The following is a 23,115-nucleotide window of genomic DNA, read 5'->3' on the forward strand; positions in this document are numbered from 1 at the left end:
ATGCGTACGGTGAACACGTGCGTATCCGGACATTGCTCGTGGCCGTGGCAGGCGTACTCGTGGTGCTGGCATCGGCGTGTTCCCGCGAGGCCGGTCCGATGCCGAGCGGAGGCGGCGGCGAGGATCCCGGGCCCGCGGCCCTGGCGACGAAGGTGCGGGCGCTGACCGAGGACGTCTGCTACCGCTCGCCCGCCGACATCGAACCGACGGCGTGCGAGAAGTACGTCACCCAGCTGGGCAGCATCGCCGGCTCGGCGCGGGACGTCGCGCGGGGCGAGCACGGCCGCGAAGACCACGCGGGGCTGACCGAGGCCGCGAAGACCCTCGACCAGGCCCTGTCGACGTACAACAGCGCGCAGTGCGGGCGCAGCGCGGGCGGCAGCACCGACGACGAGGCGTGCACGCAGACGTTGCAGGACATCGCCAGCGCCCTCGGAGACGTGCAGTCCGAGATGCAGAGCCTGCCCGAGGTGTCCGGGCAGGGCGGCTGACGTGCGGGTTACCGTTACGGCGTGAGTGAGCAGACCCCTGATCCCGAAACGACCGGCGCGAGCGGCGTCGGCCTGGCCACCGTCACGGCGTCCGGCACGGTGCTGGACACGTGGTTCCCGCACCCGCGGCTGACCGAACCCGCCGCCGAGTCCGGCACGGTACGGCTGTCGACCGAGGAGGCCGCGGAGTCGCTCGGCCCCGAGGTCGCCTCGCTGTTGGGCACGGACGACGCCCGGGGCGTCGAAGTCGTGGCCGTGCGCACCACGGCGGCGAACCTCGCGACGGCCCCCGTCGACGGGCACGACGTCTACCTGCGCCTGCACCTGCTCTCCCACCGGCTCGTGCAGCCGCACGGGGTGAGCCTGGACGGGCAGTTCGGCTTCCTGTCCAATGTGGTGTGGACCAATCACGGGCCGTGCCCGGTGGAGGGCTTCGAGGCGACGCGCATGCGCTTGCGCGCACGTGGCCCGGTGACCGTGTACAGCGTCGACAAGTTCCCGCGCATGGTCGACTACGTGACGCCGAGCGGCGTGCGGATCGGTGACGCCGACCGTGTGCGCCTCGGCGCGCACCTCGCCAGCGGCACGACCGTGATGCACGAGGGCTTCGTGAACTTCAACGCCGGCACGCTCGGTGCGTCGATGGTCGAGGGCCGCATCTCGGCGGGTGTCGTCGTGGGCGACGGCTCCGACGTCGGCGGCGGCGCGTCGATCATGGGCACGCTGTCCGGCGGTGGCAAGGAGGTCATCTCCATCGGTGAGCGCTGCCTGCTGGGCGCCAACGGCGGCGTGGGCATCTCGCTCGGGGACGACTCGGTGGTGGAAGCGGGCCTGTACGTCACGGCGGGCACGAAGGTGCTCGTCGACGGCAAGGCCGTGAAGGCAGGCGAGCTGTCGGGCATCTCGAACGTGCTGTTCCGCCGCAACTCGGCCACCGGCGCCGTCGAAGTGGTGCCGCGCAACGGCACGGGCATCGAACTCAACGAGGCCCTGCACGCCAACGACTGACCGGAACCGCGAACGAGGACGCCGCCGGGCTTGCGAGCCCGGCGGCGTTGTCGTTTCCGCGCGTGTCCCCGGAAACGACAACACGATCCCCGGAAAGCGCAACACGGGGCCCGGGGGGCGCAACAGGGGCGGGCGCGACAGGTGCGCGCTACCCGGCCGCAGCCGGTACGGCGGACTACTCCGAGAGGCGTTTCGCGGCGGTGGCGACGCGTTCGTCGGTGGCGGTCAGGGCGACCCGCACGTGTGAACCGCCGCCGGGGCCGTAGAACGTGCCGGGAGCGACGAGGATGCCGCGCTCGGCGAGCCACGCGACCGTGTCGTCGGCCGATTCGCCCCGCGTGGCCCAGAGGTACAGCCCCGCTTCGGAGTGGTCGATGCGGAAGCTCGCACCGGTCAGTGCCTCGCGCAGCAGCTCACGCCGGGAGAGGTACAGCTCGCGCTGCCGGTCCAGCAGCGCGTCGTCGGCGAGCGCCACGCGCATGGCCTCCTGCACGGGCCGCGGCACGATCATGCCCGCGTGTTTGCGGACGGCCAGCAGGTCGGCGACCAACGCGGGGTCTCCGGTGACGAAGCCGGCGCGGTAGCTCGCGAGGTTGGCCGACTTCGACAGCGAGTGCACCGCGAGCAGCCCCTCGTGGCTGCCGCCGCACACGTCGGGGTGCAGGATCGACACGGGCTCGGCATCCCAGCCGAGCGCGAGGTAGCACTCGTCGGAGACCACGACGACACCACGTTCACGGGCCCAGTCGACGACCTTGCGCAGGTGATCGACGCCCAGCACGCGGCCGGACGGGTTCGACGGGGAGTTCAGCCAGACCATCGCGGGCGTTTCGGGCCCGAGCGCGGTCAGGCTGTCGGCGCGGCGGGCGGCCGCACCGGCGATCAGCGCCCCGACCTCGTACGTCGGGTACGCGAGTTCCGGGATGACGACGACGTCGCCCGCGGCCGCTCCCAGCAGCGTCGGCAGCCACGCGACCAGTTCCTTCGAACCGATCGTGGGCAACACCGAGTCCGGCTCCACACCGGTGACGCCGTGCCTGCGGCTCAGCGCCGCGACGGCCGCCTCCCGCAGCTCCGGCGTGCCGTGCGTGGTCGGATAGCCGGGCAGGTCCGACACGGACGCGAGCGCGTCCCGCACGGCACCGGGCACCGGGTCGACCGGTGTGCCGACCGACAGGTCGACGATGCCGTCCGGGTGCGCTTTCGCCCGTGCGGTGTGTCCGGCCAGCGAGTCCCAGGGGAAGCCGGGCAGCTGGAGCCGGGTCATTCGTGCGACTGCGGCGGCAGGTCCTTGATCCACTGCGGGTCGTGCGAGGTCTTGCCGACCTTGGACGCCCCTCCCGGCGAACCGAGCTCGTCGAAGAAGTCCACGTTCGCCTTGGTGTAGCTGGCCCACTCGTCGGGGACGTCGTCCTCGTAGTAGATCGCTTCCACGGGGCACACCGGCTCGCAGGCACCGCAATCGACGCACTCGTCGGGGTGGATGTAGAGCATCCGGTCGCCCTCGTAGATGCAGTCGACGGGGCATTCGTCGATGCATGCCTTGTCGAGCAAGTCGACGCACGGCTCGGCGATAACGTAGGTCACTGCGTTCTCCTGCTGTTGCTGTGTTCCTTTAGCAGCCTCGGCCGGTCCGCATCATGGCGGCCACCTTCGGACATTACGTGGTGTCGGCAGGCATCCTACGGCCAGGCCACCCTTATCCGGGCGACAACGACGACGTGACGAACAACGCTCACGAGCGTCGCTTACGTCCGGTATCGCGGCGGTCACCGGTGATCACGAACTGTGGTGACAGCTGCTCCTGGGTTTCGGCGCCGGCACTCTCCGTGTCGTCCGGGTTCTCGCCGGTCTCGGGGTCGTCGGTCCTGCGCTGCCCGATGGCGCGGTTGAAGCTGTCGGAGATCTCCTTCGCGAGGTCGGCGTTGTGACGGTCGTCCCTGCGCGAGATATTCATGCCTCTCCTCTCGCCCGTGCGCGGTACCCATGTCGGTGTGATCAGTGCGATGCGCATCGAACGGGCCTGTGCCGACGCGTGGCCGGCCCAGGTCGACGAGCCGCTCGGCGAGTGGCGACTGCGGGCTGCCGGCGGTTTCACCGGCCGTGCCAACAGCGCCCTCGCCGTCGACGATCCCGGCCTGCCCCTGCCCGACGCACTGGCCTCAGTGTGTGACTTCGCCCACCAGCATGCCATCCCTCCGATGTTGCAGGCCGTGCAGAACTCGCCCGTGGAACGTGACCTGCCTCGGTTCGGGTGGCGACCGTGCGAGGACCACGCCGCGGGCAATGACGTCGCGGTGCTGCTCGGCCCGGCCGTCCCGCGGGGCGGCGACCCCCGCGGCACCGGGCGACCGCCGACCACCGAGGCCAGGCCGGACGCGGAGCCCGCGGACCACCGCGTCGAGGTACTCGCCGAGCCGCTGGCCGGCTGGTGGGAGCTGACGATCGGCAGGTCCGGGCCCACCGACGCCGAACGGGCCGTCCTCACCGGCGGCGACGCGGTCGGCTACGGGCTGGTGCACGGTCCCGACGGAGCCCGCGCGGCCGTGCGAGGAGCCGTCGCCGACGGGCTGCTGCTCGTCGCGCGCCTCGCCGTGCGCCCTGAGCACCGCAGGCGGGGCCTGGCGCGGGCACTGATGGCCGCGATCGGCACCTGGGGCGGGCGCCACGGCGCCTCCGCGTGCGTGCTCCAGGTCGCCGCCGACAACGCCGGCGCGCTGGCCCTCTACGACCGGCTCGGTTTCCGCGAACACCACCGATATCGCTACTGGGTGCCGTGCGAGGATCGAGCGCTGTAGGGAAGACGAGGGGTCAGGCACAGGCGACGAAAGAGGCAGGGTCGTGAAGGTCGTGGTCGTGGTCGGCGGAGTGGGCGGTGCCCGCTTCCTGCTGGGGGTCAAAGCCGCGCTGGGGCTGCCGCCGACGGGAGAACCGGACGCGGGGTCGGAACACGAGGTCACGGCGCTGGTGAACACCGGCGACGACGTGTGGATGCACGGGCTGCGGATCTGCCCCGACCTCGACACGTGCATGTACACGCTCGGTGGCGGCGTCGACACCGAGCGTGGCTGGGGTCACGCCGACGAGACGTGGTCGGTGAAGGCCGAGCTGGAGGCCTACAACGCGGATCCGACGTGGTTCTCGCTCGGCGACAAGGACATCGCCACACACCTGGTGCGCTCGCGGATGATCCGCGCGGGCTATCCGCTGTCGGCGGTCACCGAGGCGCTGTGCGCCCGTTGGCAGCCCGGCGTGCGGCTGCTGCCGATGTCGGACGACCGGGTGGAGACGCACATCGTCATCGACGACCCCGAGGACGCGACGAAGCGGAAGGCCATCCACTTCCAGGAGTGGTGGGTGCGGCACCGGGCCGAGCCGCCGGCGCATTCGATCGTGCCGGTCGGCGCGGAGGAGGCCGCTCCGGCGCCGGGGGTGCTCGAGGCGATCGCCGAGGCGGACGCGGTGTTGTTCGCGCCGTCCAACCCCGTGGTGTCGATCGGGTCGGTGCTGGCCGTGCCCGGCATCCGTGAGGCACTGCGCAAGACCGAGGCGGGTGTGGTCGGCGTGTCCCCGATCATCGGCGGGAAGGTGCTGCGCGGCATGGGCGACGCGTGCCTGTCCGCGATCGGGGTGGAGACCTCCGCCGAGGCCGTGGGTGCGCACTACGGCTCGCGGCAGACCTCCGACGAGGGCCTGCTCGACGGCTGGCTGGTGCACTCGGGCGAGCGAGTCGACGTGCCGGGCGTCGCGGTGCGCGCGGTGCCGATCATGATGTCCGATGTGGACGCCACAGCGCAGATGGCGCGAGACGCGCTCGAACTGGCCGGGGTGCATTTTGACTGACCACGCGGGCGGGCGCGTCGAGATCCTGCCCGTCGAGGGACTGCCGGAGTTCCGCCCCGGCGACGACCTCACGGGTGCGATCGCCGCCGCCGCGCCCTGGCTGCGCTCGGGCGACGTCGTGGTGGTCACGAGCAAGATCGTGTCCAAGGCGGAGGGCAGGCTGGTCAGGGTGCCGTCCGATCCGGACGAGCGCGACGCCGCCCGGCGCGAGCTGATCGACGCCGAGTCCGAACGCGTCCTGGCGCGGATCGGGCGGACACTCATCACCCAGAACCGCAACGGGATCGTGCAGGCCGCCGCGGGCGTCGACGCGTCCAACGTGAACCTCGACGAGATCGCGCTCCTGCCCTACGACCCGGACGCCTCGGCGCTCGCACTGCGACGCGGCCTGCGCGAGCGTCTCGGGGTCGAGGTCGCCGTGCTCATCACCGACACGATGGGCCGGGCATGGCGCAACGGCCAGACCGACGAGACGATCGGTGCCTCCGGGCTGCGCGTCCTGCACGCCTACGAGGGCGAGGTCGACGACCACGGCAACGAGCTGGCGGTCACCGAGATCGCCGTGGCCGACGAGATCGCCTCGGCCGCCGACCTGGTCAAGGGCAAGCTCGGCGGACTACCGGTCGCGGTGGTGCGCGGCCTGGAGGTCGGCGACGAGCAGTCGACGGCACGCGACCTGGTGCGGCCCGCCGACTACGACCTGTTCCGGCTCGGCACCAACGAGGCGATCGCCCAGGGCAGGCGGGAAGCGGTGCTGACACGGCGGTCGGTGCGCGAGTTCACCGGCGACACCGTGGACCCCGAGGCGCTGCGGCGTGCCGTCGGCGCGGCACTCACGGCGCCCGCACCGCACCACACCCGCCCGGTGCGGTTCGTCCGGCTGCGCGAGACGGGCACGCGGACGAAACTGCTCGAAGCGATGCGCGAGGCGTGGCGCAGCGACCTGACGGCGGACGGCTTCACCGACGAACAGATCGAGAAACGCCTGCAGCGCGGGGACATCCTCTTCGAAGCGCCCGAGGTGATCGTTCCCTTCCTCGTGCCGGACGGCGCCCACACGTATCCCGACGAGCGGCGGGGCGCCTGCGAGAACACGATGTTCACGGTCGCGGGCGGCGCGGCCGTCCAGGCCCTGCTGGTCGCGCTGGCCGCCGAGGGACTCGGCTCGTGCTGGATCGGTTCGACCATCTTCGCCGCCGACGTCGTCCACACGAGCCTCGGGATCGACCCGTCGTGGCGGCCGCTGGGCGCCGTCGCCGTCGGACATCCGCCCGAACCGCTCGCCCCGCGCCCACCCCGTGATCTCGACGACGGATACCTGGAGCTGTGAATGGACGCCCTGCACACCGCCGCGACGTCCACACTGGACACCTGGAAACCCGACACGGCCGCCCAGGAATCGCTGCGGCAGGCCTACCTCGGCCTTCTCGCCGCACGCCCGGACGCGTGTGCGCGCTCGTGCGAAGCGGGCCACCTGACGGCGTCGGCGATCGTGCTGGACACCGCAGGCGAGCACGTCCTGCTGACGTTGCATCCGCGGGTCGGCCGATGGCTGCAGCTCGGCGGGCACTGTGAACCCGAGGACCCGTCGCTGACCGCGGCGGCACTGCGGGAGGCGACCGAGGAATCGGGCATGTCCGGGCTGACGATCGAGGACGACCCGCTGCGGCTCGACGTCCACCCGATCACCTGCTCACTCGGCATACCCACACGGCATTTCGACGTGCAGTTCCTCGTGCGTGCACCCGCGGGCGCCGAGCCGGTGGCCAGCGACGAGTCCGACGACCTGCGCTGGTGGCCGGTGCGCGCGCTGCCGCCCGGCACCGAGGACCTCACCGAGCTCGTGGCCGCCGCGCTCGACAGGACGTGACGAGTTTGCCCGCGTCAACCCGGGCATGCGAGGGTTTCCGGCGATGAGCCAGACGGAGCCGCTGGTCGGCGTCGACCCGGAGTCCAAGGTGCCGCCGTACGAACAGGTGCGCACCGAGATCGCCACGAAGATCAACGACGGCGCGCTCGCCGTCGGCACGAAACTGCCCACCGTGCGCAGCCTCGCCGCCGAGGTCGGCATCGCCGCGAACACGATCGCCCGCGCCTACCGCGAACTCGAAGAAGCGGGCCTGATCGAGACCAAGGGCCGTTCGGGCACGTTCGTCGCCGCCACCGGTGACCGCACGCGGATCCGCGCCCGCGACGCCGCCCGGCGGTACGCCGACACGGCACACAAGCTCGGGTTGAGCGACGACGAGGCCATCGCCATCGTCACCGCCGCCATCCGCTCCCACTGACGCTCCTGTCCTCCCGCGGAACCCCGGGTTGTTCCCACCCGTCGCCCACCCCGACGAGGCAGCCGCGAACAAGTCGCGGGTGACCCGTAGGCGGCAACCGTCGTGTTGCGCTTTCCGGAGCTCGTGTTGCGGTTCCCGGGGACCGGGTTGCGGGTTGCGGGGACCGGGTTGCGGTTCCCGGGACCGGGTTGCGGGTTGCGGATTCCCGAGCCCGGCCGCGCCGCCGGAGCGGCGTCCGGCGGGTCAGCCGCCGACGAGGTAGTCCGTGTCGCGGGCGTCGGTGATCGCCATGTGCCCGGGCGCGTGGCCGATCGCCAACGGCGGCTTCGAACGCATCACCGCCGCCTGCGGGGTCACCCCGCAGGCCCAGAACACGGGCACCTCGCCGGGTTCGATGCGCACCGGATCGCCGAAATCGGGCCGCGCGAGGTCGTCGATCCCGATGAGCCCGGGCTGTCCGACGTGGACGGGCGCACCGTGCACCCGCGGGTAACGCGCCGTCACCCGGACAGCCCGCTCGACCAGGCCTGCCGGGATCGGGCGCATCGACACCACCAGCGGCCCCGCCATACGACCTGCCGGGCGGCACGCCACCGACGTGGTGTACATCGGCACGTTGCCGCCGTCCTCGATGTGCCGTACGGGCACACCGGTCTCCAGCAGCGCGGCTTCGAACGTGAAGCTGCAGCCGATGAGGAACGTGACGAGATCGGTGCGCCACAGGTCGACGACGTCGGTGCGTTCGCCGACGAGCTCGCCGTGTTCGTACACCCGGTAGGCGGGCAGGTCGCGGCGCAGGTCACCGTCGAAGATCGGCAGCGACACCTCGCCGGGCTCGGTGACCCCGAGGACCGGGCACGCCTGCGGGTTGCGCGTGGCGAAGCGGTGGAAGTCCTCGGCGATCGGCTGCGGCAGCGAGATCAGGTTCGCCTGTGTCCATCCCGGACAGTGACCGGCCGTTGGCGTCCGCAGGCCGTCACGGTAGGCGCCCCGTGCCTCGCGCGGATCGGTGAACGCGTCCGGGGTGCGTGATGCGGTCATGACGGCCTCCCTGAGCTCGACGGTGCAGACCGGTTCGCGGACGGCCACACGGCGCCTGATCGCGGTGTGGCGGGGTGCGATGTGCGGGCCCGGACGAATCGCACCCGCGTCCCGGGCCGCAGCTGGGCCGCGGCGTCCACATCGGAGGCGACGACCACGGCGATCACCGGATAACCACCGGTGACGGGATGGTCGGCGAGAAACAGGGTCGGCTTCCCCGAGGGCGGCACCTGCAATGCGCCCGGCACCATGCCTTCGCTCGGCAGTTCGCCCACGCCCGCGCGTGCCAGTTCGGGACCGTCGAGCCGCGCGCCGACACGGTCGCATTCCGACGTCACGATGTAGGGCTCGGTCAGCAACGTCTGCAAGGCACGGGAGGTGAACCAGTCGTCGCGCGGGCCGGTGACGACCCGCAGCGTCGCTTCGGCCTCGGCGATCGGACGTCCCGGGGCACCGTCGACGACGGGGAACCGCGCGGGCGCGGGTCCGACGGGCAGCACGTCGCCTTCGCGCAGCAGCTGCGGGCCGAGGCCGGACAGCAGGTCGGTCGACCGCGATCCGAGCACGGCCGCCGGGGCCAGTCCGCCGCGCACGGCGAGGTAGCTGCGCAGGCCACGCGGGGGCGCACCGAGGCGGATCTCCGCCCCTGCGGGTACGCGCAGCACGCTGTCCGGCGCCGCGCCGCGGCCCGCCACGGTGACCGGGCACGGCGCCCCCGTCACCGCGACCGTCAGCGGCCCCTGCGCTCTGGCGACGAATCCGCCGAAGGTGACTTCGACGCAGGCCGCGTCCTCGTCGTTGCCGACGAGCCGGTTCGCCAGCCGCAGCGATCCGCGGTCGGCGGCGCCCGAGACACCGACGCCGATGCCCGCGTTTCCCGGCCTGCCCAGATCCTGCACCGTCGCCAGTGGACCGGGGGCGAGGACGTCGAGACCCGTCACGCGTCACCTCCTGCCGTCCGAGCCGTTCGCGAGTCCGCGGGCTGTCCGGGTTCGACCGCCACGAACCGCACGCGCACGCCGGGCCGCAGCAGTGCCGGCGGGTCGCGGTCGACGTCCCAGGTCACGAGGTCGGTGTGGCCGATGAGCTGCCATCCGCCGGGTGAGGAGCGCGGGTAGACGCCGCTGAACGTGCCGGCCAGCGCGACGGCTCCGGTGGGCACTCGGGTGCGTGACTCGGCGCGGCGCGGCACCTCGAGCCTCGGCGACCCGCCGGTCAGGTAGCCGAAGCCGGGTGCGAACCCGCCGAAGGCGACCGTCCAGTCGTGTCCGGTGTGTTCGGCGATCACGTCGCGTTCGGACAGTCCGGTGTGGTGGGCGACGTCGGCGAGGTCGGGACCGTCGTAGACGACGGGAATCTCCAGCAGCTCGCCGTCGGACCGCGCCACCGCAACGGGTTTCGCCTCTCGTACGGCCCGTTCCACGGCGGCGGCGTCGGTGCGGCCGGGATCGAACCGCAACAGCAACGTCCGGGCCGCCGGGACGAGGTCGACGACACCGGCGGGCCGGTCGGCGTCGAGCGCCGCGTGCAGTGCCAGGACGTCGTCGAGTCCGGCCGCCTCGACGAGCAGCGCCGTGTCCCCGCACGGCAGCACCCGCAGCGTGGTCGTGTCCATCGGCTCCTCCAGCCCGGCGCCCGGTCGCGTCAGCTCCACAGGTCCGCGACGCCGCTGAGCGAATGCCACCCGAGATACAACGTCAACAGCCAGGCCGCCACACCGATGACCAGCAGCCAGCGTGGATACCGGTAGCCGCCGAGCAGATCGCTGCGCCGCCCCGCGACCCACATCACCACGCCGAACCCGACGGGCAGGATCAACCCGTTGAGCGCGCCCGCGAGGATCAGCAGCGTCGTCGGTGCCTGGTCGAGCAGGACGAAGCCCACCGCCGAGACGACGATGAACCCGGCGACGAGCCAATTCTGCCGCCGCTTCAACGCAGGCGAGAACGACACGAGGAACGACACCGACGTGTAGGACGCCCCGATGACCGACGTGATGCCGGCCGCCCACAGCACCATGCCGAACAGGCGCATGCCGACCTCACCCGCCGCGTGGCCGAACGCCTCCGCGGTCGGGTTTCCGCCCGCCAGCGTCGCGCCTCCGGCGACGACACCGAGGATCGCCAGGAACAGCACCACCCGCATGACACCCGTGACCAGCAACGCCGTCACGGAACTGCGGGACACGCGCGCGACCTCGTCGGGGCCGCTGACGCCCGAGTCGATGAGCCGGTGGGCGCCCGCATACGTGATGTAGCCGCCGACGGTCCCTCCGATCAAGGTGGTGATCACCAGGACGTCGATCGTGTCGGGCACGACCGCCTGCGTCATGGCCTCGCCCACGGGCGGGGACGAGACGACCGCGACGTACGTCGTCAGCGCGATCATCACGAAGCCGAGCACGACGACGAGCCGGTCCATCGCGACGCCCGCGCGTTTGCTCGCGAAGATGGCGATCGCGATGACCGCGGAAATCGTCCCGCCGATCTTCACGTCGAGCCCGAACAGCGCGTCGAGCCCGAGCGAGGTGCCCGCGACGTTGCCGATGTTGAACACGAGCCCGCCGACCACGACGAGCGCAGCCATCAGATAGCCGATGCCGGGCAGCACCTTGTTGCCGAGCTCCTGCGCGCGCAGCCCGGAGACGCCGATGACGCGCCAGACGTTCAGCTGCACCGCGATGTCGACGACGATCGAGATGAGGATCGCGAACGCGAACGCTGCGCCGAGCTGCGCGGTGAACTCGGTGGTCTGGGTGATGAAGCCGGGCCCGATGGCGCTCGTGGCCATCAGGAAGATCGCACCGGCCAGTGCCCCACGCGAAGTGGCGCCTGCCAGCGCGCCCTTGCCGGTCTTCGCGTCCGTTCCGGCCGGCGCGCCGGCTCCTGTCTGCTCGTCGGTGCCGGCGCTGTTCCCGCCGGTGGTGCCGTCGTCGCGGTCGCCGTTGTCGTCGTTGTCGCCGACGTTGTTGCGGTCTTCGCCGCTGCCCACGTGGTCGGCCATATCGGTCTCCCGGGGTCGAGGGGTTTCGCAAAACGGTAGCGAGTTGTTCAACAATCCGACAAGGGGGCAATTTGATTGGTACACTTCGTGGTCCCGACACACGGAGGTCGACACCCGCCGATGGGCAGCCCCAGCACACCCGACCAGGCCGACGCCGACCCCTGGTCCGACCTGCTCGCGGATAACCGCTCGGTGCTCGACCGAACCAGCACGGCCGAGCGGGTCGCCGATGCGCTACGGCAGTGGATCATCGACGGGCGGCTGCGCCCGGGCACCCGACTGTCCGAGCACAGCGCGGGCAAGGCACTCGGGGTGTCACGGAACACACTGCGCGAGGCGTTCCGGCTGCTGGTGCACGAACGGCTCCTGGTGCACGAATTTCACCGCGGCGTGTTCGTCCGCGTGCTGGACGCCGACGACGTGACCGACCTGTACCGCACCCGCCGCCTACTGGAGACGGGAGCGATCAGAGCGGCATCGGACATCCCGCAGGAGCGGTTGGCGGCGATCACCTCGGCGATCACGGCGGCCGAGGAGGCCGCCGCCAAGGAGCGCTGGCTGGACGTGGGCACCGCGAACATGCGCTTCCACCAGGCGATCACGGCGCTCGCCGGCAGCCCGCGGGCCGACGAGATCATGCAGCAGCTGACGGCGGAACTGCGATTGGCTTTCCACGCGACGTCGGCGCTGCGCAGGTTCCACGAGCCGTACATCGAGCTGAACCGCCGCATCGCTCGCCTGCTGGCCGACGGCGACCTCGACGCCGCCGCCCACGCCCTGGACGACTACCTCACCACGGCCCAGCGGCAACTCCTGGACGCCTTCGCCTGACGCTCTCCCGCGTGTCCTGCATTCGGACCCGCGTGTTCTGCACTCAGACGCCCGTGTCCTGCATTCAGGCACACGTGTTCTGCGGCCGAATACGTGAGGGATACGTCCGGCCGCGGGCGGGATGCAAGGTACTCCGCCCGCGTCTCGAGTGCCGCCGAGAACGCGGGCCCGTGCTGTTCCGGAACCGATGCAAGGAGCGCGCCGAGGTCATGATGTCGTCGCCGACATCCCACACGCGATCCGCGATGCCCGCCGCCATCGCGGCCCAGTGCAGGCATGGAGGACAGTCCGTGCCCCGGGAAACGCAACACGGCCCCTGGAGAAGACAACACGGACCGTTGGGCACATCGCGCGGGCACGCGTCGATGAGGGGCCGGCAGCCTGGCGACGGGCGGGGCACCACGGGCAGTCTGAACGCAGGACATGCGGTACTGAACGCAGGACACGCGGTGCTGGGTGCAGGACACGCGCGTCAGATGGCTCGATAGTCGCGGATCGGATAACGGGGGCCGTAACGCGGGCGCGTGTGCCCCGCCGCTTCGAGGTAGCGCACCACGCGGTGGCGATGCGGGGCGTACGGGGCGAGGACCTCGTGCATACCGGCATCGTCGAGTTCGCGGCCGAGCAGGGCGTGGCCGACGACCGCAGGGATGTGGAAGTCGCCGAAGCTGACCGCGTCGGCGTCGCCCCACGCCCGCTGCGCCACCTCTGCGGCCGTCCAGACGCCGATACCCGGCACGGTCCGCAACAGGCGCCGGCCCTCCGCACCGCCCAGTGACACGGCCTCTTCCAGACGCCCCGCGACGGTCGCCGCAGCACGCAGCGCCCTCCTGCGCGCCGAATCCACACCGGACCGGTGCCAATTCCAATCCACAATGGACAAAACAGCTGCAGGCGTCGGCGGTACGCGCATACCGCCCGGCGCAGGCCCCGGAGCGGGCTCCCCGAACCGGCGGCACAGCTCACGCCACGACCGGCGCGCCTCGTATCCGGTCACCTTCTGCTCCAGCACCGCGGGCACGAGCACGTCCCACACCCGCCGCGTCGCACCCAGTCGCAGCCGCGGAAGTGCCCGCCGCGCCCGCGCGACCGCGTCGTGATGGGACACGAAACCGGAGTCATCGTCGTCGGCGCCCAGCAAGGCGGGCAGTCCGTCAAGGACCGCCTCGGCACCGTCACCCCACGCGATGCCGACTATGTCCACATCGGATCGCGACAGACGCAGCGTCGCGGGACCGCCCGCGGTGTTCGCCGTCAGCCAAACTCCGCCGTCACGCCGGAAACACGGGTCGGCATGTCCGCGCCGCAGCGGCGCCAGCACGGCGTCGAGGTCGACGTCGAATTCGGGCCGCCACCGGCGTTCACACATCGCTGGAGAACCGGATCGCACCGGGTGGCAGGTCCATCTTCGGCCACACGCGCGCGCCGTCGAGGAGTTCACAGCCCGCGCCGACGCCCGCACCGTCGCCGACGGCGACACCGCGCAACACCGCACCCTCGCCCACGCGGGAACCCGCGCCCAGCACGGACCGCTCCACCACCGCTCCCGCCTCGACCACGGCGCCGTCGAACAGGACAGACCCCTCGACCCGCGCACCGGTGCCCACGACGGAATCCGCACCGAGCGTGGACCCGCCCGTGACCTCCGCGTCGGCCGCCACGGACGCGCCCGCGAGCCGGAGCGACTCCCCCGTCGGCCCCGCCAGTGCCGACGTCGGCGCGACACCGCGCACCAGGTCGGCGCTTCCCTGCACGAACGTCTCGGGGGTGCCGACGTCGAGCCAGTACGAATCGTCGACGAACCCGTGCACGTGGGCGCCCGCCTCGAGCAGTCCGGGGAACGTCTCCCGCTCGACCGACACCCGCCTGCCCGCCGGGATCCCGCCGACGATCTCGCGCCGGAACACGTAGCACCCGGCGTTGACCTGGTCCGTCGGCGGATTCGTTGTCTTCTCGAGGAATGCCTTCACCCGGCCGTCGGCGTCGGTGGGAACGGAGCCGAACCGGCTCGGGTCGGCGACGCGCTGCAGGTGCAGAGTGACGTCGGCGCCCGCGTCGCGGTGCGTGCCGACGAGCGCGCCGATGTCGGTCCCGGACAGGATGTCACCGTTGAAGATCACGACGTCGTCGCCGCGCAGCCGCTCGTGGACGTTGCGGATCGCCCCGCCGGTGTCGAGCGGTTCGTCCTCGACGACGTATTCGAGGTCCAGGCCGAGCGCGCCGCCGTCACCGAAGTGCTCCTCGAACACCTCGGCCTGGTACGACGTGCCGAGAACCACATGTGTGATCCCCGCCGCGCGGATCCGTGAGAGCAGGTGCGACAGGAACGGCACACCCGCCGTCGGCAGCATCGGCTTCGGCGCGGAGAGGGTCAGCGGGCGCAACCTGGTGCCTTTGCCGCCGACGAGCACCACGGCGTCGACCGCACCGCCTCCGGACGAGGACCCCATTCGAGCCTGCACCTACCCTTTCTCGTGCCAGCCGGCGACAAACCGGGGGAAACGCTGACGGTATCGAACCGGAGGGCCTACCCTAGTGGCAGAATCCGGCGGCCCTTTCACCGAGAGGGCCTGGTCGACCATCGGGGAGGGCGAGGGCATGGACCCCCGCGATCGAGCGGACGCCGTACTGGCTCGGGCGCAGCGGCGCTCGGGCGTGGTGACGCCGGACAACATGCAGTCGCCGATGGACTCGTCCGACACTCAGGTCATCCCGTCCTCGGTCGTCCGCAGCGCCGCCGAACAGGACCCCGACGCCACGGCCAAGGTGCCCGCGTCGGTGATCGAGCGCAACGACGAGAGTCACCTCTCCCGGCCGTCGCCGACCGTGCCGCTGAACCAGCGGGAGGCTGCGGCGGCCGCCGCGGAGTCGCCTGCCGGGACCGCCGGCCCCGCTGCCGGGAACGCCGCGACCCAGAACACCGCTCCCCAGAACGCGCGGCCGGGCGACCCGGCGCCGGCACTGTCGGAGAACGCGCGAACCCAGCCGCTGGCCACGCACGGAGCCCAGCCGGTCGACACCGCGGACGCGCCGCCGGACATGACGTTCACCGGCGCTCCGGTGACCCCTGTGGCCCCGAACGCCTCCCGGACGCCGGGCGACGGGCCGGACACCGCCGATTCCACGGGCGAGGACGCGGGAAGCGGGTCCGGCGACGCCGGAGGCGGGTTCGTGCCCACCACGAAGGTCGAACCGGGCACCGGCACGTCCGAACTCGCCCGCCGGCTCGAAGGCCTGTGACAACGGGCCGGCGCGTGCCGGTGCCGCTACCGCCGCGGCGGCCGTCCGTACCGGCTTCGCCCGGCGTGCACGGCCCGATCTGCACCACCCGGCCCGGCTGCGGGTTCCGGACCGTCAGCCGTCACCTCCGGTGAGCAGGCCGAGGTCGAGGGCTCGGAGGACGGCGCGGGTGCGGTCGCGGACGTAGAGCTTCATCAGCACGTTCGACACGTGGTTCTTCACGGTCCCCTCGGCGAGCCCGGCGGCGTCGGCGATCTCGCGGTTGTTGAAACCGCCCGCGAGCAGCCGCAGGATCTCCAGTTCCCGTTCGGTCAGTGGTTCGGGGGCGGGCAGGTCGGCGAAGTCGGGGACCTCGCCCGAGGCCTCGACGGCGCGGACGAGCCGTTCGGTGAGCGCGGGCTGCACCAGCGAGCCGCCGCCGGCCAGGGTGCGGATCGCGTGCACGAGCCGGTCGAGCGTGACGTCCTTCAGCAGGTAGCCGCGTGCTCCCGCGCGGAGTGCCTTCAGCACGAGTTCGTCGTCGTCGAAGGTCGTCAGGATCAGCGCGGGAACGTCGATCCCGTGCCGTCGCATCGCTTCGAGCGTGGCGATGCCGTCACGCCGGGGCATACGCAGGTCGAGCAGCAGTACGTCGGGAGGTTCGCGGACGAGCACGTCGAGGGCCTCGTCGCCGTCACTCGCCTCGGCCACGACCGCGACGTCGTCGGCGAGGCCCAGCAGGCTGCGGATGCCCTGCCGGACGAGCGTCTGGTCGTCGACGACGCAGACCCCGATCACGAGGCGGCCACCGGCACCGCCGAGGACGGCAGGTCGACCTCGACGGCGAAGCCGTCGAGGCCGTCGAACGTCACCGAGCCTCCGAGTTCCTCGGCCCGTTCGGTCAGTCCGGTGAGCCCGTGGCCGAGCCGCAACGCGGAGGTGCCGCGCCCGTCGTCACGGGCGCGGAGCAGCACGCCGCCGCCGGGGCGGGCGCGTACGTCGAGCCACAGGTTGTCCGCGTCGGAGTGGCGGATGGCGTTGGTGACGATCTCCTGTGTGCAGCGGACGAGCACGGTGATCCGCTGCTCGTCCACCTCGACGTCCTCGGCGACCGTCAGGTGACCGCGGGGGCGCGGCAGTTCGCGGACGACGGTCTCCAACGCCGCGCGCAGTTCCGGCGGGCGTGACCGCAGTTCCCCCACCGTCGACCGGACGTCGGTGAGCAGTTCCTTCGCCAGCAACCGCGCCCGCTCCACGTCCTCGCCCGCGGGCCCGGTCACGCGGTGCGACGCGGTCTCCAGCTGCAGTGCCAGCGCGGAGAGCTTGTGCCCCAGCAGGTCGTGCAGCTCGCGCGCGATACGCAGCCGCTCCTGGGACTGGCTCGACTCGGCGAGCAACGCGGTGGCGCTGCGCAGCTCGGCGTGGGCGACGGCGAGGCGTTCGTTGGCCTCCTGCTCACGCTGCGCTGCCCAGGTCGTGAACAGGTACAGCACCTGCAGCACGCCGTACAGGCAGGTGGTCAGCAGCAGGTCGAGTGCGCCGGTCCCGTGCCACAGTCCCGCGGCGGCCACGACCACGGTGTTGCCCGCGACGATCCCCACGGCCATCCGCGCCGAGACGTACTGCGCCGCGATCGCGGCGGCGAACACGAGCAGGATCGGCGTCACCCCACGATCCCCGGACAGCAGCACGACACCGGCGCCGCACACCATGGTGAGCAGGGCACCCCCGGCGGCTCCGCCCCGGTGTCCGCGCTCACCCGTGACCGCCGTCGCCGCGAACGCGACGAGGAACCCGGCATAACACACCAGCCACAGCCAGAACGGGCCACGCGTGACCGGCTCCGCCGCGTCTCCCGAGACCGCGACGACGATGATCGGCAGCCCGATGACGAGGTAGATCGCCAGGCCCGCCGTCGCTACCGCCACTTCGAGGCGTTCCTTGCCCATTCGCCGAGTCTAGAAGTACGCCCGCGCGCGGACACCTGCCGAAAGTCATGCCCGCCGACCGTGACCTTCGGCAGCAGACGACGACCCGGTGCCGCCCCTACGTTCACCGGTGACAGCAGGCCGACCGGGCGCTCCCGGCTCACGAAAGGCGGGCGGCATGGCCGTCATCGAGGTCAGAGACATCCACAAGCGCTACGGCGAGACGATCGCGGTCGACGGGGTCGACTTCGACGTCGAACAGGGCGAGATCTTCGGCGTCCTCGGCAGGAACGGCGCGGGCAAGACGACGACGGTCGAGATCATCGAGGGCCTGCGCACGCCCGACACGGGCACGGTGCGCGTACTCGGACTCGACCCGGTGCGCGACCGCAGGGCGGTGCGCACCGTGCTCGGCGTCCAGCTCCAGGAGGGGACGCTGCCGGACAAGGCCACGGCGGGCGAACTGGTGCGGCTGTACCGCTCGTTCTACGCCGACGGAGCCGATCCGGAACGGCTGCTCGGGGAACTCGGCATCGACGACAAGCGGGACACGTTCGTCGACGAGCTCTCCGGAGGGCAGCTACAGCGCCTGTCGATCGCACTGGCGCTCGTCGGCAGACCGCGCGTGGCCGTACTGGACGAGCTCACCAGCGGGCTCGACCCGCGCGCCCGGCGTGACACCTGGGACCTGATCGAGCAGGTGCGGGCCGCGGGCGTGACGATCCTGCTGGTCACCCATTTCATGGACGAGGCGCAGCGGCTGTGCGACCGCATCGCCGTGTTCGACCGTGGGCGGATCGCGGCACTGGACACACCGGACGGGCTCGTCGCACGCACCCACGCCACCGGCGCGACCCTCGACGAGGCGTTCCTCGCGGTGACCGATTCCGACTCGCTGGACGACGACGGTGCCGAAATCGGCGGTATCGCGCTCGACGATGTCCTCGGCAGTGCAGGCACCGATGGCACGGACGGGCAGGTGCGGTCATGACCGGCACCGAGACGACGTCGCGAGGCCCTGGCCTGCGGGCGTGGCGGGCGCTCATCGCGCACGAGGGACGCATGGTCCGCCGGGACACCGCAGGGCTGGTGATCCCGCTCGGTCTGCCGCTGCTGCTCCTGGTGATGAACGGCAACGGCGATTCCCCGCCGGTGCCCGGACTCGGCGGCATGTCGCAACAGCTGGCCTACGTGCTGCCGATGGTGATCGTGCTGACGATCGCGACCGTCGGCGTGATCAACATGCCGTCGTTCCTGGCGACCTACCGCCGGTACAAGATCCTCCGGCGGCTGGCCGTCACCCCGGCGAGACCCGCGATGGTGCTGGTCGCACAGGCCGTGGTCGGCCTGGCTCAGGCCGCGGCGGGGATCGTGCTGGTCGTCGTGGTCGCAGCGCTGCTGTTCGGACTGTCCGCGCCCGCGGACCCGCTCGGCCTCGCACTCGCCCTCACGCTGACGACGGCGGCGATGTTCGCGCTGGGCATGCTGGTCGCTGCCGTGTCGCCGACCCCGAATGCCGCGCTGGCGATCGGGTTGGTGTCGTTCTTCGCCATGATGGCGCTGGGCGGCGGCTTCGGCCCGCGCGGCAACCTGCCCGACGGCGTCGCGGCGGTCGGCGAGTACCTGCCGTTCGGTGCCGGGCTCGACACGCTGATGGCCGCATGGACGGGCGGGCCGCTCGACATCACGCAGCTGGCAGCGCTCGCGGGCGTCACCGCGGTCGCCGCGGCGGTGTCGGCGCGGCTGTTCCGCTGGGAGTGATCAGGCGCGGCGGGTCTCCAGTTTGAGCCGCAGTTTCAGGCCGAGTTTGACGGCGGCGAGGAACGGCTTCCACTGGGGCCCGCGGTGCCGGTCCGCGAGATAGCGGTACGCGCTGTCGTGGTGCACGGCGAGCATCGTCGCCGACGCCTTCGACGTCGACTCCCCGCCGATGTGCATCACGGCCGCCGACGGGGCGTACACGTTGAGCCAACCCGCCCTCGCGATGCGGTCGCCGAGGTCGACGTCCTCGAAGTACATGAAGTAGCGCGGATCGAACCCGTCGACCGAGTCGAACGCCTCGCGGCGGATCAGCTGGCACGACCCGGACAGCCAGCCCGCGGTGCGTTCGGTGGGCTCGCCGCTCTCCTGGCGGTAGGCACGGGTCCACGGGTTGGACGGCCAGACCTTGCCGAACACGGCGTGGCCGATCCCGCGGCCCGGCGACGGCAGCAACCGCGCCGACGGATACACCGAGCCGTCGGGTTCGCGGATCAGCGGGCCGAACGCACCGCCGCGGGGCCAGCGCCGCGTGACGTCGAGCAGCGCATCGAGGGAACCGGCGTCCCATTCGAGGTCGGGGTTGGCGACGACGACCCAGCCGACGTCGTCGGCGAGTTCGGCGACACCGCGGTTGGCAGCGGCGCCGTAGCCGAGGTTCTCGCCCATCGGAACGAGCCGCACGTTCGCCCGCTCGGCGGCCTTCTCCGGCGCCCCGTCGACGGATCCGTTGTCGGCGAGGACGACCTGCACGTCACGGTCGGTCGCCGTGGCGAGCGTGTCGAGGAAACGTTCGAGGGTCGCACCCGGGGAGTACGTCACGGTCACCACCGCGACGCCGTCACCGTAGGTCTTCGGCTCGGTCACGCGCACATTCTGCACCCGCCGCTCTGCGATGCCCCCGATGCCCCCGATGCCCCGATGCCCCCAAGGGCACCTTCGGGGTGTTCAACGCCACGAACCTCCCCGCGCTCGGCGCCACGACATTGCCGGCCGGGCAACTATGCGCGAGCTACACGGCCCCGGAAGGCGCAACGGACCCCCGAAAACGCAACACGGGCCCTGGAAAACTCAACACGGCGCAAGAACGCAGGACACGCGCGGAGGGACGGCCTCGTCAGATCCGCAGGCCCGCGGCGTGGGCCGCCTTGTCGTAGGCCTCCCGGTGACGTTCGGCGGTGGAACACCACGAGAAGTCCTTCGCCCGGCGCTGTGCGGCCGATGCGAGCCGCGAACGGCGCGCCGGGTCGTCGAGCAGCTCCCGCAGCGAGGCCGCGACATCGCCGGCCCCGACGCCGCAGTAGGCCACGGCGTCGCCGCCGACCTCGGGCAATGCCAACCGCCGCGTCGTCAGGACGCAGGCGCCGGACGCCATCGCTTCGAGCACCGGCAGCCCGAACCCCTCCCCGAGGCTCGGATACGCGACGAGTTCGCTGCCGCCGAGGAATCCGGCCAGGGCGTCGAACGGCAGGTAACCGGCGCGGATCACCCGCAGCCGGTGCGGCACGGAATCGAGCGCGGACTCGACCTGCCGGTCCCAGCCGGGTTGTCCGGCGAGTACGAGCGCGGGCGGCTCGGCCATGTCCGCGACGGCGTGGGCGAACCCGCGGACCAGGGCGGGCACGTTCTTGCGCGGTTCGAGTGCGCCGAGGAACGCGACGTAGGGAGTGGTGCCGATGCCGATCGCCTCGCGTGCGGCCCTGGTCTCGTCCGGCGAGGGGACGTGGAACCGCTCCTCGTCGACACCGTGGTGGATGACCTCCACCCGGGCACTCGCCGCCGGAGTGACGCGGGCGAGTTCGTGAGCGGTGGCGTCGCTGGGGACGACACAGACGTCGGCCCGCCGCAGCGCGGTCGACGTCCACGTGCGGAAGAACCGTGCCTTGACCGACGAGTGCAGGACGGCGTCGGTGAAGAACGTCGCGTCGTGCAGCGTCACCACCGAGGCGGCGCGGCTGGCCAGCGGCATCGTGTAGTGCGGGGAGTGGACGACGTCGGCGCCGAGCCTGCCGGCGAGGCGCGGGAGCGTGGTCTGCTCCCACGTGAGCCGGGCGGTACGGGTGGCGGTCGACTCGGCGGCGGGCACGACCTCGGCGTGCGGGGCGAGCCGGCCGTAGAGCTCGGTGTCCCGTGGCTGACACACCACGGAAATCGCCGCCCCGTCGGTGTCGAGGGCGGCGACCAGGGAGTCGACATATCTGCCGACGCCACCGCGGTCGGCAGGCACAGCGGTGGCGTCGATCAGCACTCTGGGATCGGCCACCCGAGCAGGGTACGACTCCGCGACCGGCGCGTGTCGGGTGTTCACCAAAATCACGACGGGGTCACGGGGGTATTACAGCCGGTCAGCGACGTGTCGGCCACGTCGGCGGCGACCGCGGGACCCCGATCAGGCGTCCGCCGTCGCGGTGAGTTCGTCGCGGGACGCGGTGTGCAGCCGCCAGATCGCCTGCGCGGCGGCGCGCCACGTGAACGCCCGCGCACGCGTACGCCCCGCCCGCACCAGCGTCCTCGCGTGTTCGCCGCCGACCAAGACCTCCCGCAACGCCGCGGCCAGCGCATCGGCGTCGCCGCGGCGCACGCACCGGCCCGCACCGCCTGCGACCTCGACCAGCGCGGGCGCGTCCGAGTGCACCACGGGCACGCCTTCGGCCATCGCCTCCAGCACGGGCAGACCGAAACCCTCGGCGAGACTCGGTGCGGCGAGGGCGCTCGCGCCGCGTAGCACGGTGATCAGTTCGGCGTCGGTGAGTCGCCCGAGCACGCGCATGCGCTCGGGCGACAGGCCGGCATCGGCGGCGACGCGGCGTGGGTCCAGGCCACCCCAGCCGGGCTGGCCCGCCAGGACGAGCGCCGCGTCGCCGACTCCGGTCATCGCGCGGATCAGGACGTCGATGCCCTTGCGCGGTTCGACGGTGCCGACGGCGAGCACGTACCGCTCCGGCAGGCCGGCCGGTCGGGGTGCGGACCCTGCCGGTTCGGACCCCGTCGATACGGGGTCCGCCGATACGCGGTCCGCCAATGCGGGCTCCGCCAATGCGGGCTCCGCCGATGCGGGCCGTGTCGATGCCGGCCGTGCCGGTTCGGGCTGTGCCGGTTCGGGCCAGGTGGTCGTGCCGTGGCCGACGACGTGCACGGGAGCGGGGCCGCTGACGTGGCGCGCGAGGTCGTCGGCGACCGCGCGGGTGGGCACGGCCACGGCGTCCGCGCGGCGCAGCGCCGTCGTGATCGCGGCGCGGTGCCAGGAGACGCCGCGCGGGGTCAGCGTCTCGGGGTGCGTCCACGGGACGGTGTCGTGCACGGTCACCGACAACGTGCGGCCGCGGGGCGCACGGGGCGGCGCGAGGGGCGTCGGTGCGTGGACGGCGTCACCACCTGGCCACCACGGGATTCCCCGTCGCCACAGTTCGGTCAGCACGCGCCGAGGCACCGGCAGCACCCGCGGGCCCGCGACACCGGCCACGCGCGCGGCCTCGACGTCGCGGTGCCGTGCCACGACGCCGCCCACCCGCCAGCCTTCAGGCGTGGTCTCGGCCAGCGCACGGAGCAGCTCCGCCGTGTACCGGCCCGTTCCGCCGGGCACCGGCGCCAACATCTGCTCGGCGACGACCGTCAACTCCCGCACGCGGCCATTCTGCCCCCAAGGGCACCTTCGGGGCGTTGAGTGCCCCGAAGGTGCCCGTGGGCGTTGAACACAGTCACGCG

General features: G+C 72.1%; 25 protein-coding genes. 11 read left to right on the forward strand and 14 right to left on the reverse strand.

Translation table 11 applies throughout. The annotated features are described in order from the left end of the window. The first annotated feature begins 17 nt into the window (after positions 1-17). Together LY40_RS24655 and dapD are read left to right on the forward strand one after the other, a co-directional pair. Complete coding sequence (locus LY40_RS24655) at positions 18-491, forward strand: hypothetical protein (RefSeq protein WP_258938294.1); 474 nt, start codon at positions 18-20, stop codon at positions 489-491. 21 nt (positions 492-512) lie between these two features. Beyond that, positions 513-1,499, forward strand: coding sequence for a 2,3,4,5-tetrahydropyridine-2,6-dicarboxylate N-succinyltransferase (dapD, locus tag LY40_RS24660; protein WP_258938295.1), 987 nt, complete (start codon positions 513-515; stop codon positions 1,497-1,499). 175 nt (positions 1,500-1,674) lie between these two features. Here the strand turns inward: dapD and dapC are convergent, their stop codons facing one another. From dapC to LY40_RS24675, 3 genes are all read right to left on the reverse strand, one after another. Continuing rightward, positions 1,675-2,766, reverse strand: coding sequence for a succinyldiaminopimelate transaminase (dapC, locus tag LY40_RS24665; RefSeq protein WP_258938296.1), 1,092 nt, complete (start codon positions 2,764-2,766; stop codon positions 1,675-1,677). Next, the gene (fdxA, locus tag LY40_RS24670) at positions 2,763-3,086 is read right to left on the reverse strand and encodes a ferredoxin (RefSeq protein WP_183779230.1); all 324 of its coding nucleotides are present in this window, start codon (positions 3,084-3,086) and stop codon (positions 2,763-2,765) included. The genes dapC and fdxA overlap by 4 nt, the downstream gene beginning before the upstream one ends. Positions 3,087-3,234: 148 nt before the next feature. After that, entirely contained in the window at positions 3,235-3,456 is a 222-nt protein-coding gene (locus tag LY40_RS24675; RefSeq protein WP_258938297.1) for a hypothetical protein, read from the reverse strand. 37 nt (positions 3,457-3,493) lie between these two features. Between LY40_RS24675 and LY40_RS24680 the strand changes: the two genes are divergently transcribed. Genes LY40_RS24680 through LY40_RS24700 form a run of 5 tightly spaced genes read left to right on the forward strand, consistent with a single transcriptional unit; the run spans position 3,494 to position 7,630 of the window. After that, the gene (locus LY40_RS24680; RefSeq protein ID WP_258938298.1) at positions 3,494-4,297 is read left to right on the forward strand and encodes a GNAT family N-acetyltransferase; all 804 of its coding nucleotides are present in this window, start codon (positions 3,494-3,496) and stop codon (positions 4,295-4,297) included. Positions 4,298-4,340: 43 nt separating this feature from the next. Next, the gene (cofD, locus tag LY40_RS24685) at positions 4,341-5,342 is read left to right on the forward strand and encodes a 2-phospho-L-lactate transferase (protein ID WP_183779235.1); all 1,002 of its coding nucleotides are present in this window, start codon (positions 4,341-4,343) and stop codon (positions 5,340-5,342) included. Then, positions 5,335-6,672 carry a coenzyme F420-0:L-glutamate ligase gene (locus LY40_RS24690; protein ID WP_183779237.1) on the forward strand — a complete coding sequence of 446 codons (1,338 nt, stop codon included), beginning with the start codon at positions 5,335-5,337 and terminating at the stop codon, positions 6,670-6,672. The genes cofD and LY40_RS24690 overlap by 8 nt, the downstream gene beginning before the upstream one ends. After that, the gene (locus LY40_RS24695) at positions 6,673-7,212 is read left to right on the forward strand and encodes an NUDIX hydrolase (protein WP_258938299.1); all 540 of its coding nucleotides are present in this window, start codon (positions 6,673-6,675) and stop codon (positions 7,210-7,212) included. 43 nt (positions 7,213-7,255) lie between these two features. Then, positions 7,256-7,630: a GntR family transcriptional regulator gene (locus LY40_RS24700; RefSeq protein WP_258938300.1), complete on the forward strand. Its 375-nt coding sequence runs from the start codon at positions 7,256-7,258 to the stop codon at positions 7,628-7,630. Between the two features lie 243 nt (positions 7,631-7,873). Here LY40_RS24700 and LY40_RS24705 read toward each other — a convergent pair whose 3' ends face one another. Genes LY40_RS24705 through LY40_RS24720 form a run of 4 tightly spaced genes read right to left on the reverse strand, consistent with a single transcriptional unit; the run spans position 7,874 to position 11,674 of the window. Further along, on the reverse strand, positions 7,874-8,671 hold the full coding sequence (locus LY40_RS24705; protein ID WP_183779243.1) for a putative hydro-lyase: 798 nt from the start codon (positions 8,669-8,671) through the stop codon (positions 7,874-7,876). Continuing rightward, the gene (locus LY40_RS24710) at positions 8,668-9,612 is read right to left on the reverse strand and encodes a 5-oxoprolinase subunit C family protein (protein ID WP_258938301.1); all 945 of its coding nucleotides are present in this window, start codon (positions 9,610-9,612) and stop codon (positions 8,668-8,670) included. The genes LY40_RS24705 and LY40_RS24710 overlap by 4 nt, the downstream gene beginning before the upstream one ends. Further along, positions 9,609-10,271 (reverse strand): 5-oxoprolinase subunit PxpB, encoded by a 663-nt coding sequence (pxpB, locus tag LY40_RS24715; RefSeq protein WP_258938359.1) that lies wholly within the window; start codon positions 10,269-10,271, stop codon positions 9,609-9,611. Before pxpB ends, LY40_RS24710 begins: the two co-directional genes overlap by 4 nt. 44 nt (positions 10,272-10,315) lie before the next feature. Continuing rightward, the gene (locus tag LY40_RS24720; protein ID WP_258938302.1) at positions 10,316-11,674 is read right to left on the reverse strand and encodes an NRAMP family divalent metal transporter; all 1,359 of its coding nucleotides are present in this window, start codon (positions 11,672-11,674) and stop codon (positions 10,316-10,318) included. Between the two features lie 120 nt (positions 11,675-11,794). On the opposite strand from LY40_RS24720, the gene LY40_RS24725 reads away from it, so the two are divergent. Continuing rightward, entirely contained in the window at positions 11,795-12,505 is a 711-nt protein-coding gene (locus LY40_RS24725) for a GntR family transcriptional regulator (RefSeq protein WP_258938303.1), read from the forward strand. A gap of 472 nt (positions 12,506-12,977) precedes the next feature. On the opposite strand, the gene LY40_RS24730 is transcribed toward LY40_RS24725, so the two are convergent. Further along, the gene (locus LY40_RS24730) at positions 12,978-13,874 is read right to left on the reverse strand and encodes a DNA-3-methyladenine glycosylase family protein (RefSeq protein WP_258938304.1); all 897 of its coding nucleotides are present in this window, start codon (positions 13,872-13,874) and stop codon (positions 12,978-12,980) included. Next, positions 13,867-14,955, reverse strand: coding sequence for a mannose-1-phosphate guanylyltransferase (manB, locus tag LY40_RS24735; RefSeq protein WP_258938305.1), 1,089 nt, complete (start codon positions 14,953-14,955; stop codon positions 13,867-13,869). Before manB ends, LY40_RS24730 begins: the two co-directional genes overlap by 8 nt. 148 nt (positions 14,956-15,103) lie before the next feature. Here manB and LY40_RS26320 point away from each other — a divergent pair, with 148 nt between their 5' ends. Continuing rightward, positions 15,104-15,745, forward strand: a complete 642-nt coding sequence (locus tag LY40_RS26320; protein WP_307877155.1) for a hypothetical protein — start codon at positions 15,104-15,106, stop codon at positions 15,743-15,745. Between the two features lie 114 nt (positions 15,746-15,859). On the opposite strand, the gene LY40_RS26455 is transcribed toward LY40_RS26320, so the two are convergent. Further along, a complete protein-coding gene (locus tag LY40_RS26455) occupies positions 15,860-16,522 on the reverse strand; it encodes a response regulator (RefSeq protein WP_258938306.1) in 663 nt (220 codons plus the stop codon). Continuing rightward, a complete protein-coding gene (locus LY40_RS24750; RefSeq protein ID WP_258938307.1) occupies positions 16,519-17,673 on the reverse strand; it encodes a sensor histidine kinase in 1,155 nt (384 codons plus the stop codon). The genes LY40_RS26455 and LY40_RS24750 overlap by 4 nt, the downstream gene beginning before the upstream one ends. A gap of 157 nt (positions 17,674-17,830) precedes the next feature. Here LY40_RS24750 and LY40_RS24755 point away from each other — a divergent pair, with 157 nt between their 5' ends. Next, complete coding sequence (locus LY40_RS24755) at positions 17,831-18,643, forward strand: ABC transporter ATP-binding protein (protein WP_258938308.1); 813 nt, start codon at positions 17,831-17,833, stop codon at positions 18,641-18,643. Further along, positions 18,640-19,413 (forward strand): ABC transporter permease, encoded by a 774-nt coding sequence (locus LY40_RS24760; protein ID WP_183779258.1) that lies wholly within the window; start codon positions 18,640-18,642, stop codon positions 19,411-19,413. Before LY40_RS24755 ends, LY40_RS24760 begins: the two co-directional genes overlap by 4 nt. On the opposite strand, the gene LY40_RS24765 is transcribed toward LY40_RS24760, so the two are convergent. The 3 genes from LY40_RS24765 to LY40_RS24775 all read right to left on the reverse strand — a co-directional run bounded on the left by LY40_RS24765 (position 19,414) and on the right by LY40_RS24775 (position 23,035). Then, the gene (locus LY40_RS24765; protein WP_183779260.1) at positions 19,414-20,277 is read right to left on the reverse strand and encodes a glycosyltransferase family 2 protein; all 864 of its coding nucleotides are present in this window, start codon (positions 20,275-20,277) and stop codon (positions 19,414-19,416) included. Between the two features lie 250 nt (positions 20,278-20,527). Further along, on the reverse strand, positions 20,528-21,658 hold the full coding sequence (locus tag LY40_RS24770) for a glycosyltransferase family 4 protein (protein ID WP_183784934.1): 1,131 nt from the start codon (positions 21,656-21,658) through the stop codon (positions 20,528-20,530). Positions 21,659-21,799: 141 nt separating this feature from the next. After that, on the reverse strand, positions 21,800-23,035 hold the full coding sequence (locus LY40_RS24775) for a glycosyltransferase family 4 protein (RefSeq protein ID WP_258938309.1): 1,236 nt from the start codon (positions 23,033-23,035) through the stop codon (positions 21,800-21,802). Positions 23,036-23,115: the final 80 nt, after the last annotated feature.

Origin of the sequence: Prauserella salsuginis (assembly GCF_024648885.1) — a bacterium.
Classification (GTDB): domain Bacteria; phylum Actinomycetota; class Actinomycetes; order Mycobacteriales; family Pseudonocardiaceae; genus Prauserella; species Prauserella salsuginis.